General features: G+C 70.0%; 18 protein-coding genes. 11 read left to right on the top strand and 7 right to left on the bottom strand.

The window, feature by feature from the left end:
* The first annotated feature begins 255 nt into the window (after window positions 1-255).
* Entirely contained in the window at window positions 256-1,665 is a 1,410-nt protein-coding gene (gene radA / locus RNB18_RS05595; protein WP_266515495.1) for a DNA repair protein RadA, read from the top strand.
* Window positions 1,666-1,745: 80 nt separating this feature from the next.
* Complete coding sequence (disA, locus tag RNB18_RS05600; protein ID WP_057612461.1) at window positions 1,746-2,870, top strand: DNA integrity scanning diadenylate cyclase DisA; 1,125 nt, start codon at window positions 1,746-1,748, stop codon at window positions 2,868-2,870.
* 60 nt (window positions 2,871-2,930) lie between these two features.
* On the opposite strand, the gene RNB18_RS05605 is transcribed toward disA, so the two are convergent.
* Window positions 2,931-3,788 carry a hypothetical protein gene (locus RNB18_RS05605; RefSeq protein WP_311713053.1) on the bottom strand — a complete coding sequence of 286 codons (858 nt, stop codon included), beginning with the start codon at window positions 3,786-3,788 and terminating at the stop codon, window positions 2,931-2,933.
* Between the two features lie 256 nt (window positions 3,789-4,044).
* Here RNB18_RS05605 and RNB18_RS05610 point away from each other — a divergent pair, with 256 nt between their 5' ends.
* From RNB18_RS05610 to cseC, 5 genes are all read left to right on the top strand, one after another.
* Window positions 4,045-4,998: an HhH-GPD family protein gene (locus RNB18_RS05610; RefSeq protein WP_311713054.1), complete on the top strand. Its 954-nt coding sequence runs from the start codon at window positions 4,045-4,047 to the stop codon at window positions 4,996-4,998.
* Window positions 4,999-5,234: 236 nt separating this feature from the next.
* Window positions 5,235-5,777 carry a SigE family RNA polymerase sigma factor gene (locus RNB18_RS05615; protein WP_020122536.1) on the top strand — a complete coding sequence of 181 codons (543 nt, stop codon included), beginning with the start codon at window positions 5,235-5,237 and terminating at the stop codon, window positions 5,775-5,777.
* Window positions 5,762-6,439, top strand: a complete 678-nt coding sequence (locus RNB18_RS05620) for a hypothetical protein (RefSeq protein WP_311713055.1) — start codon at window positions 5,762-5,764, stop codon at window positions 6,437-6,439. Before RNB18_RS05615 ends, RNB18_RS05620 begins: the two co-directional genes overlap by 16 nt.
* A 66-nt stretch (window positions 6,440-6,505) precedes the next feature.
* Window positions 6,506-7,210, top strand: a complete 705-nt coding sequence (gene cseB, locus RNB18_RS05625; protein WP_059209193.1) for a two-component system response regulator CseB — start codon at window positions 6,506-6,508, stop codon at window positions 7,208-7,210.
* A 16-nt stretch (window positions 7,211-7,226) separates the two neighbouring features.
* On the top strand, window positions 7,227-8,561 hold the full coding sequence (gene cseC, locus RNB18_RS05630; RefSeq protein WP_311713056.1) for a two-component system sensor histidine kinase CseC: 1,335 nt from the start codon (window positions 7,227-7,229) through the stop codon (window positions 8,559-8,561).
* A 114-nt stretch (window positions 8,562-8,675) separates the two neighbouring features.
* Here the strand turns inward: cseC and RNB18_RS05635 are convergent, their stop codons facing one another.
* The 4 genes from RNB18_RS05635 to RNB18_RS05650 form a co-directional block, all read right to left on the bottom strand.
* Entirely contained in the window at window positions 8,676-9,569 is an 894-nt protein-coding gene (locus tag RNB18_RS05635; RefSeq protein ID WP_394817592.1) for a class I SAM-dependent methyltransferase, read from the bottom strand.
* Window positions 9,566-10,003: a VOC family protein gene (locus RNB18_RS05640; protein WP_311713057.1), complete on the bottom strand. Its 438-nt coding sequence runs from the start codon at window positions 10,001-10,003 to the stop codon at window positions 9,566-9,568. The genes RNB18_RS05635 and RNB18_RS05640 overlap by 4 nt, the downstream gene beginning before the upstream one ends.
* Window positions 10,000-10,491, bottom strand: a complete 492-nt coding sequence (locus RNB18_RS05645; RefSeq protein ID WP_311713058.1) for a helix-turn-helix transcriptional regulator — start codon at window positions 10,489-10,491, stop codon at window positions 10,000-10,002. The genes RNB18_RS05640 and RNB18_RS05645 overlap by 4 nt, the downstream gene beginning before the upstream one ends.
* 105 nt (window positions 10,492-10,596) lie before the next feature.
* Complete coding sequence (locus RNB18_RS05650) at window positions 10,597-12,162, bottom strand: MDR family MFS transporter (RefSeq protein ID WP_311713059.1); 1,566 nt, start codon at window positions 12,160-12,162, stop codon at window positions 10,597-10,599.
* 143 nt (window positions 12,163-12,305) lie between these two features.
* On the opposite strand from RNB18_RS05650, the gene RNB18_RS05655 reads away from it, so the two are divergent.
* Window positions 12,306-12,902: a TetR/AcrR family transcriptional regulator gene (locus RNB18_RS05655; RefSeq protein WP_311713060.1), complete on the top strand. Its 597-nt coding sequence runs from the start codon at window positions 12,306-12,308 to the stop codon at window positions 12,900-12,902.
* 13 nt (window positions 12,903-12,915) lie between these two features.
* Here the strand turns inward: RNB18_RS05655 and RNB18_RS05660 are convergent, their stop codons facing one another.
* Complete coding sequence (locus RNB18_RS05660; RefSeq protein WP_311713061.1) at window positions 12,916-13,464, bottom strand: M23 family metallopeptidase; 549 nt, start codon at window positions 13,462-13,464, stop codon at window positions 12,916-12,918.
* A 372-nt stretch (window positions 13,465-13,836) separates the two neighbouring features.
* On the opposite strand from RNB18_RS05660, the gene RNB18_RS05665 reads away from it, so the two are divergent.
* Both RNB18_RS05665 and RNB18_RS05670 read left to right on the top strand, forming a co-directional pair.
* Window positions 13,837-14,469 carry an HAD family acid phosphatase gene (locus RNB18_RS05665; protein ID WP_311713062.1) on the top strand — a complete coding sequence of 211 codons (633 nt, stop codon included), beginning with the start codon at window positions 13,837-13,839 and terminating at the stop codon, window positions 14,467-14,469.
* A gap of 110 nt (window positions 14,470-14,579) precedes the next feature.
* Complete coding sequence (locus RNB18_RS05670) at window positions 14,580-14,732, top strand: hypothetical protein (RefSeq protein ID WP_311713063.1); 153 nt, start codon at window positions 14,580-14,582, stop codon at window positions 14,730-14,732.
* Between the two features lie 168 nt (window positions 14,733-14,900).
* Here RNB18_RS05670 and RNB18_RS05675 read toward each other — a convergent pair whose 3' ends face one another.
* Window positions 14,901-17,426 carry an ATP-dependent Clp protease ATP-binding subunit gene (locus RNB18_RS05675; RefSeq protein ID WP_057612449.1) on the bottom strand — a complete coding sequence of 842 codons (2,526 nt, stop codon included), beginning with the start codon at window positions 17,424-17,426 and terminating at the stop codon, window positions 14,901-14,903.
* Window positions 17,427-17,855: 429 nt separating this feature from the next.
* On the opposite strand from RNB18_RS05675, the gene RNB18_RS05680 reads away from it, so the two are divergent.
* Window positions 17,856-18,536, top strand: coding sequence for an SCO3374 family protein (locus tag RNB18_RS05680; RefSeq protein ID WP_311713064.1), 681 nt, complete (start codon window positions 17,856-17,858; stop codon window positions 18,534-18,536).
* Window positions 18,537-18,540: the final 4 nt, after the last annotated feature.

Genomic DNA, 18,540 nt, shown 5'->3' on the forward strand with positions numbered 1-18,540 from the left:
AAGATGGCCCCTTCCGGCGCCTCGAGCACATTTACTCCGTACGGGTGAAACGATCCCTCAATAGGGGACAGGAACCCGTGATTCCGTGGCTCGTTCCCGTCGTGACGTGGCCGGTTCGCACGCGGGGCGCGGGGTGATTCGGATGCCGGGGCCGGGTTGGTCCGGATGCCGGGGCCGGGTTGGTCCGGATGCCGGAGCGCAGGCCGTCCGGCGGGCGGCGGCAGGGTTGTCAGTGGCGGCGGTTACGGTTCGTGCATGGCTGCCCGTACGAAGTCCGCCAAGGAGCGCCCGTCCTATCGCTGCACCGAGTGCGGCTGGCAGACGGCCAAGTGGCTCGGCCGCTGCCCCGAGTGCCAGGCCTGGGGGACGATCGAGGAGTACGGCGCGCCCGCGGTGCGTACGACGACACCCGGCCGCGTCACCACCTCCGCCGTGCCCATCGGCCAGGTCGACGGCCGTCAGGCCACCGCCCGCTCCACCGGCGTGCCCGAGCTGGACCGGGTGCTCGGCGGCGGCCTCGTGCCCGGCGCCGTGGTGCTCCTCGCGGGCGAACCCGGCGTCGGCAAGTCCACGCTGCTGCTGGACGTGGCGGCCAAGTCGGCGAGCGACGAGCACCGCACGCTCTATGTGACCGGCGAGGAGTCGGCGAGCCAGGTCCGGATGCGCGCCGACCGCATCCGCGCGATCGACGACCACCTGTATCTGGCCGCCGAGACCGACCTGTCCGCGGTCCTCGGACATCTGGACGCGGTGAAGCCGTCCCTGCTGATCCTCGACTCGGTGCAGACGGTGGCCTCCCCCGAGATCGACGGCGCCCCCGGCGGCATGGCCCAGGTGCGCGAGGTGGCCGGGGCACTGATCCGGGCGTCCAAGGAACGCGGGATGTCCACCCTCCTGGTGGGCCATGTCACCAAGGACGGCGCGATCGCGGGCCCGCGCCTGCTCGAGCACCTCGTGGACGTGGTCCTCAGCTTCGAGGGCGACCGGCACGCGCGCCTCAGGCTCGTACGAGGCGTCAAGAACCGCTACGGCGCCACCGACGAGGTCGGCTGCTTCGAACTGCACGACGAGGGCATCACGGGCCTCGCGGACCCAAGCGGACTTTTCCTGACACGTCGTGCCGAACCGGTCCCCGGCACCTGTCTCACCGTCACCCTGGAGGGCCGCCGCCCTCTGGTGGCCGAGGTCCAGGCGCTCACCGTCGACTCACAGATCCCCTCGCCCCGGCGCACCACCTCCGGTCTGGAGACCTCCCGCGTCTCGATGATGCTCGCCGTCCTGGAACAGCGAGGCCGGATCAGCGCGCTCGGCAAGCGGGACATCTACTCCGCGACGGTCGGTGGTGTAAAGCTTTCGGAACCTGCCGCGGACCTGGCGATCGCCCTCGCCCTGGCGTCGGCCGCCAGCGACACCCCGCTGCCCAAGAACCTCGTCGCGATCGGCGAAGTGGGCCTCGCGGGCGAGGTCAGACGGGTCACGGGCGTCCAGCGCCGGCTCTCCGAGGCACACCGTCTGGGCTTCACACATGCACTCGTACCGGGCGATCCCGGCAAGATCCCGTCCGGCATGAAGGTCCTGGAAGTCGCGGACATAGGGGACGCCCTGAGGGTCCTTCCGCGCTCGCGTCGGCGAGAGGCCCCACGGGACGACGAGGACCGCCGGTAGACTTTGCCCTGGTCTCGCCCGTCCGTACGAACCGAATGACGACACGGGAGCGTCCAAGACCCCGCGACCGGAGGAGAGCAGTGGCAGCCAACGACCGGGCGGCAGCTCCCGGAAAGTCCGGTGGGAGTGCCGGTTCCGACGGCCTGATGCGCGCCTCCCTGAGCGCCGTGGCCCCCGGCACCGCCCTGCGCGACGGCCTCGAGCGGGTGTTGCGCGGCAACACCGGCGGACTCATCGTGCTCGGCTTCGACAAGACGGTGGAGACGATGTGCACGGGCGGTTTCGTCCTGGACGTCGAGTTCGCGGCCACGCGTCTGCGTGAGCTGTGCAAGCTGGACGGCGGCATCGTGCTCTCGTCCGATCTGTCGAAGATCCTGCGGGCGGGCGTGCAGTTCGTGCCCGACGCGACGATCCCGACGGAGGAGACGGGCACCCGGCACCGCACCGCGGACCGCGTGAGCAAGCAGGTCGGCTTCCCGGTCGTCTCCGTCTCCCAGTCGATGCGCCTCATCGCCCTGTACGTCGACGGCCAGCGCCGTGTCCTGGAGGACTCGGCGGCGATCCTGTCCCGCGCGAACCAGGCCCTGGCGACCCTGGAGCGCTACAAGCTCCGCCTGGACGAGGTCGCGGGCACGCTCTCCGCGCTGGAGATCGAGGACCTCGTGACGGTCCGGGACGTCTCGGCCGTGGCCCAGCGCCTGGAGATGGTCCGCCGTATCGCCACGGAGATCGCCGAGTACGTGGTCGAACTCGGCACGGACGGCCGCCTCCTCGCCCTCCAGCTGGACGAGTTGATCGCGGGCGTGGAACCGGAACGCGAACTGGTGGTCCGGGACTACGTCCCCGAACCCACCGCGAAGCGCTCCCGCACGGTCGACGAGGCGCTGTACGAACTGGACGCCCTGACCCACGCGGAGCTCCTCGAACTCCCCACGGTCGCCCGCGCCCTGGGCTACACCGGCTCCCCCGAGGCGATCGACTCGGGCGTCTCCCCCCGGGGCTTCCGCCTGCTGGCCAAGGTCCCCCGCCTGCCGGGCGCGATCATCGACCGCCTCGTGGAGCACTTCGGCAGCCTCCAGAAGCTCCTCGCGGCAAGCGTGGACGACCTGCAGACGGTGGACGGAGTGGGCGAGGCAAGGGCAAGGAGCGTCCGAGAGGGCCTGTCCCGCCTGGCGGAGAGCTCGATCCTGGAACGGTACGTATAGCGGGCCGGCACCCTCTCAGCCATTCTCCGACCAGCCACTTTCCGACCAGCCGGTCTCCAACTAGTCGTTCTCCAACACGAACGAAGCCTGCGCGGTCGCATACCCGGGCGCCTTGAGCTCCACCAGGTACGTCCCCGCCCCGGCCGCCCCCGCCGCGGGCGTCGCACACTGCGGCGCGCTCGGCTTGCGGTCCCACTTCACGGTGTACGTGATGCTGCTGCCTGCCGGGGCGCGGTAGACGAGGTTGCCCGCGGTCACAGGACAGTCGGCGGACGACCAGTACGTGTCGTCCTCGCCGGCCTGAGTGATCGTCAACACCGCGTTCTTCGGCCCGAGATCGACCTTGCAGTCGCTGCCGGAGGAGTTGGTCGCGGTCAGCAGCAACGTGGGCGCCTGGTCGGGGTCGTAGGCGTTGCGCAGGCTCCGAACCTTCAACTTCACCGCACCGGCGGTGCAGTTGGGCAGCGTGGAGCCGGCCGGAAGAGTGTCGCTCTGCCCCACTCCGGAACCCGTACCGCCACTCCCCGCACCACCGGCTCCGCCGGCCCCGGCGGAGCCGCCCGTACCGGTCTCACCACCGGCACCCGAGCTGTCGCCCGTTCCGGCCCCGGAACCCGAGCTCGACCCCGACGCCGACCCCGACCCGCCGCCGGTGTCCCCACCGGTCGTCGACTCGTCGCGTCCGCCCGGCGCTTGGCTGATCGCAGGACCGGAACCGGACGGTCCGGGGGTGATCGTCGAGGGGGTGGGGTGCTTGCCGTTGGACCCGTCCGCGCCGTTCCTGCCGCCTCCGCCGCCGGAGCTGACGATCCATGCGATCAGCAGCGCCAGCACGGCGAGGACGGACAGCATGACGGCCCTCCGTCGCCAGTAGATGGAGGAGGGAAGCGGCCCGACCGGATTGCGCAGAGATCCCACGGCGCAAACTGTACGAGAGATCTACGAGTTCACCGCCCTCACCCGCCGCCGGGCGTCACAACTTTTCAGGATCATCATTCCGGAAACGGCTGTCCCGCCCGGGACTTCCGCCAGGCCTGACACGTGCCGACAGCGGATCGTGACCGAACCGATCTACTGCTCACGGTCCGTGATCACGAAGGTCACCCCCCGGTCCGAGCGACCCGTCCCTCAGAACACCCGTCCGTCACCTCCGGCATGGCAGGATCGGAAGGCCATGACTGCGCCCACGAAGCCCCAGCCCCAGCCCCAGCCCCCGCACAGCAGCCCCGCCGACGGCATCATCGACGCTCCTCCCGGAGCGGGCCTGCACTCCCCCGTCATCGACTGGTTCGACGAGCACGCCCGGGATCTGCCGTGGCGGCGGCCCGAGGCCGGGCCGTGGGGGGTGATGGTCAGTGAGTTCATGCTCCAGCAGACGCCCGTGAACCGGGTGCTACCGGTCTACGAGCAGTGGCTCGCGCGGTGGCCGCGGCCCGCCGATCTGGCCGCGGAGGCGCCCGGCGAGGCCGTGCGCGCCTGGGGCCGGCTCGGCTACCCGCGCCGGGCGCTGCGGCTGCACGGCGCCGCGGTCGCCATAACGGGACGGCACGGCGGTGACGTACCGACCGAACACGCACAGCTGCTCGCGCTGCCCGGGATCGGTGAGTACACGGCCGCCGCCGTCGCCTCCTTCGCGTACGGGCAGCGGCACGCGGTGCTGGACACCAATGTGCGGCGGGTGTTCGCGCGGGCGGTGACCGGCGTGCGGTACCCGCCGAACGCCACCACAGCCGCCGAGCGCAAGCTCGCCCGCGCGCTGCTGCCGGAGGACGAGAGCACCGCCGCACGCTGGGCCGCCGCCTCCATGGAGTTGGGCGCGCTGGTGTGCACGGCCAAGAACGAGACCTGTGTGCGCTGTCCCATCGCCGCCCAGTGCGCCTGGCGGCTCGCGGGCAAGCCCGAGCACGACGGGCCGCCGCGGCGCGGGCAGACGTACGCCGGTACCGACCGCCAGGTCCGCGGCAAGCTGCTCGCCGTGCTGAGGGAGGCTCATGCGCCGGTGCCGCAGGCGGTTCTCGACCGGGTGTGGCACGAACCGGTACAGCGGGCGCGGGCCCTGGACGGTCTGGTCGCGGACGGGCTCGTGGAGCCCCTGCAGGGTGGTTTGTATCGGCTGCCGTTGACGTAGCCCGACACGGAGTCACCCGGCAAATCCCCCTGAACCGGCGCGAATCACCGCGCCGGTTTACCCCTTTTCGGCTTCCGTTACACAACCGACGGACAGCCTATTGCCAGCCGCGCGCTGCTCCGCACAGCCCCGTGACAACAGCTCCGTAGCTTGATTGCCATGCCGCCACACCAGGCGGCGCACACGCGATGAGAACCGGCAGGGACTGCCGGAACGGGGATCAGGAGGCGGTCTACATGGCGCAGGGCGAGGTGCTCGAGTTCGAGGAGTACGTGCGCACCCGGCAGGACGCGCTGCTGCGCAGCGCACGCCGTCTGGTCCCGGACCCGGTCGACGCGCAGGACCTGCTCCAGACGGCGCTCGTGCGGACGTACGGCCGCTGGGAGACCATCGAGGACAAGCGGCTCGCGGACGCCTATCTGCGCCGGGTGATGATCAACACCCGCACGGAGTGGTGGCGGGCGCGCAAGCTGGAGGAGGTGCCGACCGAGCAGCTCCCGGACGCCTCGGTCGACGACTCCACCGAGCAGCACGCGGACCGCGCCCTGCTGATGGACGTCATGAAGGTGCTCGCCCCCAAGCAGCGCAGCGTCGTGGTGCTGCGACACTGGGAGCAGATGTCCACGGAGGAGACGGCCGCCGCCCTCGGCATGTCGGCCGGAACGGTCAAGAGCACGCTGCACCGGGCGCTCGCCCGGCTCCGCGAGGAGCTGGAGGCCCGCGATCTGGACGCACGCGCGCTGGAGCGTGAGGAGCGGGAGCGTTGCGCGGCGGCCTGACCGAGCCCGGGCCCACCCGGCCGGACCTCACTCCGGTCCGGGGGATCTTCCAGGCGGCAAGCACGGCAGTGGTCGTGCTGGCCGCCCTCGCCCTTTTCGTCTCCGCCTGCGCCACCGGCGGCACCGGCACCCGTGACGAGGGTCCGGCACACGCTGCCGCGGAGGCCGGCGTCTCCCCCTCCGCCCTGCCGTCCGCCCTGACCTCCCCGCGTCTGGACCGGAAGGGCGCGGTCGCTCTCCTCAGGTCGGACCCGAAGGTCTCCGAGGCGGTCAAGCGCGATCTGGAGCCCTGTGGCGCCCACCAGTACCCGGTCGACCTGTTCTACGGCGACCTCACCGGCGGCTCGGCCGACGACGTCGTCGTCAACGTCGTGACCTGTGCGGATCTGGTGGGCGTCGGCTCGTACGTGTACCGCGAGCAGGACGGTTCGTACCAGAATGTCTTCCAGACCGAGGAGCCTCCGGTCTACGCCGAGATCGACCGCGGCGACCTGGTGGTGACCAAACAGGTGTATGAAAAGGGTGACGCGGTGTCGGACCCGTCCGGCGAGAACGTGATCACGTACCGCTGGGCCTCGGGAAAGTTCGCCGCCGTGTACCGGACGCACAGCGACTACAGCGATGCCGTCGACGCGGATCCGACGCCGGCGCCCGACAACTGAACCGATCGGGCCGCCCGGAACGATCCCCCAGTGACCGCATCGACACCGAAGAGTGAGAGCACCCGGATGGCAGACCAGACCCACGTGCTGTTCGTCGAGGACGACGACGTCATCCGCGAGGCCACCCAACTCGCCCTGGAGCGGGACGGCTTCGCGGTCACCGCCATGCCCGACGGACTGTCGGGCCTGGAGGCGTTCCGGGCGGACCGCCCCGACATCGCCCTGCTGGACGTCATGGTCCCGGGCCTGGACGGGGTCAGCCTGTGCCGCCGTATCCGCGACGAGTCCACCGTGCCGGTGATCATGCTGTCGGCGCGCGCCGACTCGATCGACGTGGTGCTCGGTCTGGAGGCCGGCGCCGACGACTACGTCACCAAGCCGTTCGACGGTGCCGTCCTGGTCGCCCGGATCCGTGCGGTGCTGCGCCGCTTCGGGCACGCGGGCGGGGCCGACCGGGGCGAGGAGAGCGCGGACGCGGCCGCCGGGGGCGTGCTGTCCTTCGGCGAGCTGGAGATCGACACCGAGGGCATGGAGGTGCGCAAAGCCGGACAGCCGGTCGCACTCACCCCGACCGAGATGCGGCTGCTGCTGGAGTTCTCCTCCGCGCCCGGTACGGTCCTGTCCCGCGACAAGCTCCTGGAGCGGGTGTGGGACTACGGCTGGGGCGGTGACACCCGGGTCGTCGACGTCCATGTGCAGCGGCTGCGGACGAAGATCGGCCAGGACCGGATCGAGACGGTCCGTGGCTTCGGCTACAAGTTGAAGGCCTGAGCGGGGGACCTGGGGCATGCGGGGGATCCTTCGGGGCCCGGTGGCGGAGCGGCTGGCCGTGCGGACCGGGCTGAGGTGGAAGCTGAGCGCGGCCATCGCGCTGGTCGGCGCGCTCGTGGCGGTCGCGCTCAGTCTGGTCGTGCACAACGCGGCACGCGTCTCGATGCTGGACAACGCGCGCGACCTCGCGGACGAGCGGATCCAGATCGCCCAGCGCAACTACGAGCTGACCGGCAAGCCGAACTTCCCCAGCATCGCGGTCGACGACCGTCATCTGCCGCCCGCGTTGCGCGAGAAGGTCGAGCAGGGCCGCCGGGCGACGTACGTCTCCGACCGGCCCGACCGGGGCCCGGACATCTGGGCGGCCGTTCCGGTCAAGGGCGGCCATGTGCTGTCCCTGCACACCGGGTTCACCGACCGCAGCACCGACATCCTCAACGACCTCGACCAGGCCCTGGTGATCGGCTCCATCGCGGTGGTCCTCGGCGGCAGCGCGCTCGGCGTGCTCATCGGCGGGCAGCTGTCGCGGCGGCTGCGGAAGGCGGCGGCCGCGGCCAATCAGATGGCCAAGGGCGAGACGGACGTGCGGGTGCGGGACGCGATCGGCGGGGTCGTACGGGACGAGACCGACGACCTCGCCAGCGCGGTGGACGCCATGGCGGACGCTCTCCAGCAGCGGCTGGAAGCCGAGCGCCGGGTCACCGCGGACATCGCGCACGAGCTGCGTACACCGGTGACGGGCCTGCTGACGGCGGCGGAACTGCTGCCCCCGGGCCGGCCCACGGAACTGGTCCTGGACCGGGCGAAAGCCATGCGCACCCTCGTCGAGGACGTCCTGGAGGTGGCCCGTCTCGACGGTGCCTCCGAGCGGGCGGAGCTCCAGGACATCCTGCTCGGCGAGTTCGTCGCCCGGCGGGTGGCGGCCAAGGACCCGCAGATCGAGGTGCGCGTGGTGCACGAGTCGGAGGTCATGACCGACCCCCGCCGCCTGGAGCGCGTCCTGTTCAACCTCCTCGCCAACGCCGCCCGGCACGGCAAGCCGCCGGTCCAGGTCACCGTCGAGGGCCGGGTCATCCGGGTCCGCGACCACGGCCCCGGCTTCCCCGAGGACCTCCTCGCGGACGGCCCGAGCCGCTTCCGCACGGGCAGCGCGGACCGCGCGGGCCACGGCCACGGGCTCGGACTGACCATCGCGGCGGGGCAGGCACGGGTGCTGGGGGCACGGCTGACGTTCCGCAACATCCGTCCGGTCGGCACCCCGGAGGGCACCCCGGCGGAGGGCGCGGTGGCAGTGCTGTGGCTGCCGGAGCACGCGCCTACGGCCACAGGAAGCCATCCGATGCTGCCGTGACCCGCGCCGGCACCAGCTCCTCCCCCCTGGACGGTCGCACCCCGTCCGTCCGCCCCTCGAAGGGCACCCCGGCGAAAGCCGCGGCGGCCGTGCCGTGGCTGCCCGAACACGCGCCTACGGCCACAGGAAGCCATCCGATGCTGCCGTGACCCCCGCCAGCACCAGCTCCTCCCCCCTGGACGGTCGCACCCCGTCCGTCCGCCCCTCGAAGTAGCGCCGGTCCAGCTCCTCCGCCGGCAGGTGCCGGGCCTCGCGGAAGCCGGACTCGCGGGTCAGGGCCAGGATCTCGGACGGCCCGAAGAAGCTCAGGAACGGCGTCCCCGCGGCCCGCGCGCCCGCGACGGCGGCCTCGAGCTGTGGCCGCTGCTCCGGCTCGACGTCCTCCAACGGCCGCAGGAAGGTCGTGACCAGCGTGGAACCCGGGGCGAGCCCGGCGACCAGGCGGAACGTGGCCGCGACCGCCTCCCGGGTGAGGTACATGGTGACGCCCGTGGAGGCCACCACCGCGGGCCGCGCGGGATCGAGCCCCGCCTCGACGAGCCGCCCCCACCAGTCCCCCTCGAAGTCGACCGGCACGAGCCGCAGCCACTCGGGGACGCCGAGCCCGAGGTCCATGAGCCGCCGCCGCTTCCAGGCCTGCGGGCCGGGCCGGTCGACCTCGAAGACCCGCAGTCCGCTCGCCGCGGCGACCTCGGGCCGGCGCTGGGCGAACGTGTCGAGGCCGGCGCCGAGGACGACGTACTGGTCCACCCCTCGCCCGGCCGCCTCGACGACCAGGTCCTCGACGAACCGGGCCCGGGCCACGATCGACGCACGGGTGCGGCGCGTGGCGTCCACGTCCATGTCGGGGCGCTCGCGCCAGCCGTCGTCCGGGTCCGCGAGCCGCAGCCCGATCTCGTCCTCCAGGACATGCGGCGGCGGATCCGCACGGACGTGCAGGGCCCGCCAGAGGGCGACCCGCACGGCCGTGTGGTCCGCGGCGGCCAGTTCCTCCCCGGTGTCCGTCACGCCCAGTCCTTCGAGAAGTCGAGCTCCTCGCGGCGCTGGGTCAGCGAGTACCAGTTGCCGTTGTCGTCGCGGAAGATCGCCTCGATGCCGTACGGCCGCTCCTGCGGTTCCTGGATGAACTCCACCCCGCGCGCCCGGAACGTCTCGTAGTCACCGCGGCAGTCGTCCGTACGGAACGCTCCGGCGCCCATCACGCCCTTGCCGACCAGCTTCTTCAGCGCCTCGGCGGACTCGGGGTCCAGACCGGGGCCGTCGAGGCTCATCAGCGTCAGCTCGACGCCGCCCTGCTGCTCCTTGGCGCTGACGGTGACCCATGTCATCTCGCCCATCGAGACCTCGCTGCGCACCTCGAAGTCGAGCTTCTCGGTGAAGAAGGCCTTCGTGCGTTGCTGGTCGAAGGTCCATACGGTGGCGATGCCCAGTCCCTGGATCATGGCTCTCTCCTGTCGTGCGGGGGTCCTTCTCCGTCACCGTAGGCAGGGCCGGGACCGGGCCGCTTCTTCAAAGTTGCGGTCCTCTTCGCGGTTCTCGCGGTGGGGAATCCGCCGGCCCAGAGCATGGCGTAGCACCCGGGGATCAGGGAGGCGCCGCGGCCCACGTGCTTGGTGCGGTACTCGCTCGGGGTGAGCCCGGTCCGCGCCTTGAAGCGGGCGGAGAAGGTGCCGAGGCTGCTGAAGCCGACCAGGTGGCAGATCTCGGTCACGCTCAGATCGGCCCCCCTCAGCATCTCCTCGGCCCGCTCGATCCGCCGGTGCGTGAGGTACTGCCCGGGCGTCTCGCCGTACGCCTCCTTGAAGGCCCGGAGGAAGTGATACCGCGAGTACCCGGCATGCGCGGCGACGGCGTCCAGGTCCAGGTCCGGATCGGCCCAGTCGCGGTCCATGGCGTCCTTGGCGAGCCGGATCTGCCGCACCTTGTCCATGAGCCCGATGGTGGCACGCGGCACTGACATCGACCCCGCGAGCGCGCACGAAGAAGGCCCCCGGGGCGGACACCGTCCGGGGGCCTTCGGTTCAGCGGGGTCGGCTCAGACCTCGACCAGCGGAGCCGGCGCCGCGTCGTCCGCCGACTTCTGCGGTCCCGCGCCCTTCAGCGGCACCTCCTTGACGAACACCGCCGCCACCAGCGCGACCACGGCGACGATCGATCCGAGCAGGAACGCCGAGTGCGTGCCGGCCGACACCGCGTACTGGTAGGCCTCGCGCACCGCGTCCGGCAGCTTCTCCAGGCTCTTCGCGTCCAGCTGCGCGGACTGCTCGGTCACCTTGGAACCCAGCTCCCCGCCCCGCTCGGCCATGGTGTCCTGGACCCGGTGGTTGAACAGCGCGCCCATGATGGCGACACCGAAGGAGGAGCCGAGCGTACGGAACAGGGTGGTGGACGAGGACGCGACGCCCATGTCCTTCATCTCCACGCTGTTCTGGGCGACCAGCATGGTGATCTGCATCAGGCAGCCCATGCCGAGACCGACGACGGCCATGAAGACACCGGAGGTGAACCGCGAGGTCCCCGTGTCCATCGTCGACAGCAGGTACAGCCCGACGACCATCAGGACACTGCCGAGGACCGGGAAGACGTAGTACCGCCCGCTGTTGGTGGTCACCCGTCCCGCGACCATCGAGGTCACCAGCATCGCGCCGAGCATCGGCAGGAGCAGCAGCCCGGAGTTGGTGGCGGAGGCGCCCTGCACGGACTGCTGGTACAGCGGCAGGAAGAGGGTGGCGCCGAACATCACGAAGCCGGTGATGAAGCCGATGATCGACATCAGCGTGAAGTTGCGGCTGCGGAAGATGTGGAGCGGCAGAACCGGCTCGGCCGCCTTGGTCTGCCAGAACACGAACCCGACGAGCGCGGCGACACCGATCCCGATCAGCTCCATGATCCGCGCGGACGTCCAGGCGTACTCCGTGCCGCCCCAGGTGGTGACGAGCACGATGGAGGTGATGCCGACGGTCAGCAGCGCGGCGCCGAGATAGTCGATCCGCGCCTGCGCGCGCTTCGCCGGCAGGTGCAGTACGACGCTGATGAGGCCGAGCGCCACCACGCCGAGCGGCAGGTTGATGTAGAAGGACCAGCGCCAGCCCCAGTTGTCGGTGATGGTGCCGCCGACCAGCGGACCGCCGATCATCGCGAGCGCCATGACGCCGGCCATCATGCCCTGGTACTTACCGCGTTCCCGGGGCGGGATCAGGTCACCGATGATCGCCATGACGCCGACCATCAGACCGCCGGCGCCAAGGCCCTGCACGGCCCGGAAACCGATGAGCTGTCCCATGTCCTGGGCCATACCGCTGAGCGCGGAGCCGATCAGGAAGAGGACGATCGACGTCATGAAGACGCCCTTGCGGCCGTACATGTCGCCGAGCTTGCCCCAGAGCGGGGTGGCGGCCGCGGTGGCCAGTGTGTAGGCCGTCACGACCCACGAGAGGTGTTCGAGCCCGCCGAGCTCGCCCACGATCGTCGGCATCGCGGTGCCCACGATCATGTTGTCGAGCATTGCGAGCATCATGGTGATCATCAGCGCGAGCAGGACGACCCGCACGCTGCGCTGTTTCTTTTCCGGCTCCGTCTCGACCGTCTGTGTGTCCGCCATCGTTCCCACTCCCCTGAGGTCCTGCGGTACTGCCCCCGCCGGGGCACTTACTTGCCGCCCGGCTAGTTGTCTACACTGGGGAAGGTAGAGGCCTAACTAGCCGGGCGTCAAGTAAGTTTTATGGAAAGCCGAGGAGCACCAGGATGGGCGGCACCATGGACGTCACGAAGCAGCACAGGCGCGGCAACACGCGCCAGCGCATCCAGGACGTGGCCCTCGGACTCTTCGCGGAGCAGGGCTATGAGAAGACGTCCCTGCGGGAGATCGCCGAGCACCTGGACGTCACCAAGGCGGCGCTCTACTACCACTTCAAGACCAAGGAAGAGATCCTCGTCAGCATCTTCGACGATCTGACGCAGCCGATCCTCGACCTGATCGAGTGGGGCAGGAAGCAGCCGCACACGCTGGAGACCAAGCAGGAGATCGTACGGCGCTACAGCGAGACCCTGGCCGGCGCGGCACCGCTGTTCCGCTTCATGCAGGAGAACCAGGCGGCGGTCCGCGAACTGCGCGTCGGCGAGACCTTCAAGGAGCGCATGCAGGGGCTGCGCGAGATCATCATCGATCCGGATGCGGACCTGACCGACCAGGTCCGCTGCGTCAGCGCGATCTTCACCATGCACGCCGGGATGTTCTTCCTCCAGGACATCACCGCCGACCCGGAGGCCAAGCGCAAGGCGGTCCTGGAGGTGGCGACGGACCTGGTCACCCAGGCCCACCGGGGCAGCGCGAACGCGTAGGCGGTCAGCCCGCTCAGACCTTGACGCCCTTGGCCCGCAGGAAGGCGACCGGGTCTATCGCAGAGCCGTAGTTGGCGGTCGTGCGGATCTCGAAGTGCAGGTGCGGGCCGCTGGAGTTGCCGGTGTTGCCGGACAGGGCGATGCGCTGGCCGGTCTTGACGACCTGGCCGACCTTGACCTTGATCCGGGAGAGGTGGGCGTACTGCGAGTACTTCCCCTTGCCGTGCTTGATCACGATGGCGTTGCCGTAGGCGGAACCGTCACCGGCACCCCTCGGGCCCGCCTTGACGACGGTCCCGCCGTGCGCGGCGACGACGGACGTACCGCTCGGCACGGCGAAGTCCTGCCCGCTGTGGGTGGAGTGCCACATGCTCCCGGCCTGCGCGTAGCTCGCGCTCAGCGTGTACTTCTTCACCGGGTCGACCCAGGAGGCCGAGGAGGACGCGGCCGAGGCGACTCCGGCCCCCAGCGCCACCGTCGTCCCGACGGACGCGGCCACGACGGCCACACGGGTGCGGAGCAGGGACGTACGGGAAGAGCGGTTGAAGGCGCGCTGGAACATCAGAACCTCATGAAGGTGGGGGACAGGAAAACCATCCGGCGCACAGCGGCGGCCGGATGGGACAACCCTTGGTACCCCCGGGGGTCAAAAACCCCCAAACAGCACATCTACGACGGACTGTAGTAATCGGCCTCGCCGAGTCGTGCAAGAAGTCCTGTTCCTCCCCGAATCTATCCACTATTCCGTCTAGTAACGGACAAATCGCCTGTGCGGCAAGTCACCGGTGACCCGAATGCAAAAGCCATGCCATGTGATGCACGCCTCTGGCTTCCTACCAACCAGTAACCCTACGGTTCCCCTCGCGCCACCCTCACCAACAAACATGCACGCGACAACTGCAGCGTTTCCGGACGTGAGAGGACCCCCACCACCGTGACAAGCCGACGCCCCTGGGCGCACCGCATAGCCGTGAGCACCGTCTCCGCAGCCGCACTCGTCGCCCTGGCCGTCCCCGCCGAGGCCGCGACGACGACCACCAGCGCTTCCCCGACCGCGACAGCCGCCGCCGAAGACGTCGACTACGCCACCTGGCAGACCGACTGCCAGGCCGTGATGGGCCAGGCCCTCCCCTACCTGAAGACACGTATCGCCGCCCCCAGGCCCGGCGAGAAGCAGGCGATCGTCTTCGACATCGACAACACCACCCTGGAGACGGACTTCGGCTTCAGCTATCCCGCGCCGGCCAACAAGCCCGTCCTGGACGTCGCGAAGTATGCCCAGGAACACGGCGTATCCCTGTTCTTCGTGACCGCCCGCCCCGACATCATCGCCTCGGTGACCGACTACAACCTCAAGCACGTCGGCTACCAGGTCAGCGGCCTCTACGTCCGCAACTTCATCGACCTCTTCAAGGACGTCGCCGCCTACAAGACCGCCCAGCGCGTCGCCATCGAGAGCAAGGGCTACACGATCATCGCGAACATCGGCAACAGCGCCACCGACCTGTCGGGCGGCCACGCCGAGAAGACCTTCAAACTCCCGGATTACGACGGCCAGTTGTCCTGACGTCCGGCTGGGCTCCATCCGCCGCAGCGCACACAGGGGCGGCGGATGGAGCCGGCCTGGTCGGCCGACCGGTGAGGAAACTCTCCCGGCCGGACGGTCCCGGCTCCGGCGTGGTGGACAAACCCGTCCGGCTCTCCGCCCTCGTCTCCTCGCGGGGCGAGCTGCCCTTCCCGGCGTACGGCCCCGACAGGCTCGCCCCGCTGGAACGGCTCTCCCTGGGTGGGCTGAGTACGAACCACACGGGTCTGCGAAGGCGCCCTTGAAGGACGCAGGGCGTCATCGCCCCGGCGCCTGCGCTCGGTGACGCTGCTGGGCGTGCGGGGGTTCTCCGTCTCGCTCGCCCGCTTGGCCAGGCACCTCCCCGGAGTCGAGCACAGAGAAAGGGCCGGTGCTTCGAAAAGCACCGGCCCCTTCTGGCGTCGCCCTGAGGCTTACGCCTCCTTGCTCAGGTTCGGCCCGGCACCGCCGGCCGCCTGCTCGATCGGCGGGACGTCGGGCAGCGCCGCCTTCTCCTCGCCGCGGAAGGTGAAGGTCTGGGTCTCGCCCTCGCCCTCCGTGTCGACGACCACGATGTGACCGGGACGCAGCTCGCCGAAGAGGATCTTCTCCGACAGCGTGTCCTCGATCTCGCGCTGGATCGTGCGACGCAGCGGCCGCGCGCCCAGCACCTGGTCGTAACCCTTCGTGGACAGCAGCTCCTTGGCGGACTGGGAGAGCTCGATGCCCATGTCCCGGTCCTTGAGGCGCTCGTCCACCTTGCCGATCATCAGGTCGACGATCTGGAGGATGTCGGCCTGGGTCAGCTGCGGGAAGACGACCACGTCGTCGACGCGGTTGAGGAACTCGGGCCGGAAGTGCTGCTTGAGCTCGTCCGAGACCTTGTTCTTCATGCGCTCGTAGTTGGTCTTCTTGTCACCCGAGGCCGCGAAGCCCAGGTTGAAGCCCTTGGAGATGTCCCGGGTGCCGAGGTTGGTCGTCATGATGATGACCGTGTTCTTGAAGTCCACGACCCGGCCCTGGGAGTCGGTCAGGCGACCGTCCTCCAGGATCTGCAGCAGCGAGTTGAAGATGTCCGGGTGGGCCTTCTCGACCTCGTCGAAGAGGACCACCGAGAACGGCTTGCGCCGCACCTTCTCCGTCAGCTGGCCGCCCTCTTCGTAGCCCACGTAGCCGGGGGGCGAACCGAAGAGCCGCGAGACCGTGTGCTTCTCACTGAACTCCGACATGTCGAGGGAGATCAGCGCGTCCTCGTCACCGAAGAGGAACTCCGCGAGGGCCTTGGACAGCTCGGTCTTACCGACACCGGACGGGCCGGCGAAGATGAACGAACCACCGGGACGCTTCGGGTCCTTCAGACCTGCACGCGTACGACGGATCGCCTTCGACAGCGCCTTGACGGCGTCGACCTGGCCGATGACCCGCTTGTGGAGCTCGTCCTCCATGCGCAGCAGACGCGAGGACTCCTCCTCGGTCAGCTTGAAGACCGGGATGCCGGTGGCGGTGGCGAGGACCTCGGCGATCAGCTCGCCGTCGACCTCGGCGACGACGTCCATGTCGCCGGCCTTCCACTCCTTCTCCCGCTTGGCCTTGGCAGCCAGGAGCTGCTTCTCCTTGTCGCGGAGGGAGGCGGCCTTCTCGAAGTCCTGCGAGTCGATCGCGGACTCCTTGTCGCGGCGCACGCCGGCGATCTTCTCGTCGAACTCGCGCAGGTCCGGCGGCGCGGTCATCCGGCGGATACGCATCCGGGAACCGGCCTCGTCGATCAGGTCGATCGCCTTGTCCGGCAGGAAGCGGTCCGAGATGTACCGGTCGGCCAGGGTGGCGGCCTGGACCAGCGCCTCGTCCGTGATGGAGACACGGTGGTGCGCCTCGTACCGGTCGCGCAGACCCTTGAGGATCTCGATCGTGTGCGGCAGGGACGGCTCCGCGACCTGGATGGGCTGGAAGCGGCGCTCGAGGGCCGCGTCCTTCTCCAGGTGCTTGCGGTACTCGTCGAGCGTGGTCGCACCGATGGTCTGGAGCTCACCGCGGGCCAGCATCGGCTTCAGGATCGAAGCGGCGTCGATGGCGCCCTCGGCGGCACCCGCACCGACCAGCGTGTGCAGCTCGTCGATGAACAGGATGATGTCGCCGCGGGTGCGGATCTCCTTGAGCACCTTCTTCAGGCGCTCCTCGAAGTCACCGCGGTAGCGGGAGCCGGCGACCAGGGCGCCGAGGTCAAGCGTGTAGAGGTGCTTGTCCTTCAGCGTCTCGGGCACCTCGCCCTTGACGATGGCCTGGGCGAGGCCCTCGACGACGGCGGTCTTGCCGACGCCGGGCTCACCGATCAGGACTGGGTTGTTCTTGGTACGGCGGGACAGCACCTGCATGACCCGCTCGATCTCCTTCTCGCGCCCGATGACCGGGTCGAGCTTGGACTCACGAGCGGCCTGGGTGAGGTTCCGGCCGAACTGGTCGAGGACCAGGGACGTCGAGGGGGTGCCCTCGGCAGGCCCGCCGGCGGTGGCGGTCTCCTTGCCCTGGTAACCGGAGAGCAGCTGGATGACCTGCTGCCGCACCCGGTTGAGATCGGCGCCCAGCTTGACCAGGACCTGGGCGGCGACGCCCTCGCCCTCACGGATCAGGCCGAGCAGGATGTGCTCCGTGCCGATGTAGTTGTGGCCCAGCTGAAGGGCCTCGCGGAGCGACAGCTCCAGGACCTTCTTGGCACGGGGGGTGAAGGGGATGTGCCCGGACGGGGCCTGCTGGCCCTGGCCGATGATCTCCTCCACCTGCTGGCGGACCGCCTCGAGCGAAATCCCGAGGCTCTCAAGGGCCTTGGCGGCGACACCCTCACCCTCGTGGATCAGGCCCAGGAGGATGTGCTCGGTGCCGATGTAGTTGTGGTTGAGCATCCGGGCTTCTTCCTGAGCCAGGACGACAACCCGCCGCGCGCGGTCGGTGAACCTCTCGAACATCGTTAATCGCTCCTCAGAGCGGTCAGGCAGTGGGGGGAACTTCCCCTCCCTGTCCTTCCGCAGCTTAGTCCCGCAAGCGGGGACCGCTCATTCCAACTGCCGACACCGTTCTTGGCCTCCTGACCCCGAACGCCGACATCTGCTCCAACCCGATGGTGCGAGACGATGTTCCCGCAGGCCAGGCAGTTACCCCAGTCGCCAGTACGCCGATGGCGAACGTGAGACGGCCTTTCCTGCGTGTCGCCCCCTCCCACTAGGGATGTCTTACCCGCGCGGACCGACACTCCATGCCGCACGCCCCCTGTCCCTCCGCTATGGGCGAACAACCTTGCACCACCCCGCACCCCCGCACGCCCCCTCTGCGGCCACTCTTCGCACACGCCGGTGCACCCAACGTAACTCTTGCGTCCTTCGGCGGTTGCACTTGGCATGTCCGGCAGCCTCCCCTCTCTCACCACGGATCTCACCGCGGTCCCGCTCCCCCGCCGGCCGCTCGACCCGGCCGCCTTCGGCGACGATCCGGTCCGCCGCTGGTACGAGAACGAACTGGGCTGGCCCACGGTGCCCGCGAGCACCGCGGAATCTCCCCTACGACTGCGCCTGGGGCTGCGCTTCGACGTCCTGGACGTTCCGGCCGAGGCCGGTCGCGCGGCCCTGCGCCATCTCGCGGGGCCCTCTCCGGTGGCGATGCGGAACGACCGCATGGGGTTCCTGGTGGCCGCGGGCAGTACGGAGGAGTTGCCGGGCCTGCTGGACTGGCTGGAGTGGGGCACCCTGGCGCTCGACCTACGGGCGATCGGCACGGGCGGCGTGGTGCAGGCACCGCGTCCGCCGGCGCCCGCGGTGAGCGGACTCGGGGAGGTGCCGTCGGGGCGGCCTTCGGGGCCCGGCGAGGACGAATCCCTCGCCCTGCCGGGGCGTCCGGAACCGGGCGCCCTGCAGGGGGCCGCCGTGTGGCTGCGGCCCCCCGAGCCTGGGTGCGAGGTCGAGGCCTCGCTGCCGACATTGTCGGCACTGGGGGGCGATGGGGGCGCCCCCGATCTCGTACGCGTCGTGAACACGGTGGCAACGCACTGCCACCGGCTGAGGCTGCGGCGCACTCGGCAATAAGCTT

Source organism: Streptomyces doebereineriae, assembly GCF_031845645.1.
In the GTDB taxonomy this organism is placed as follows: Bacteria; Actinomycetota; Actinomycetes; order Streptomycetales; family Streptomycetaceae; genus Streptomyces; species Streptomyces canus.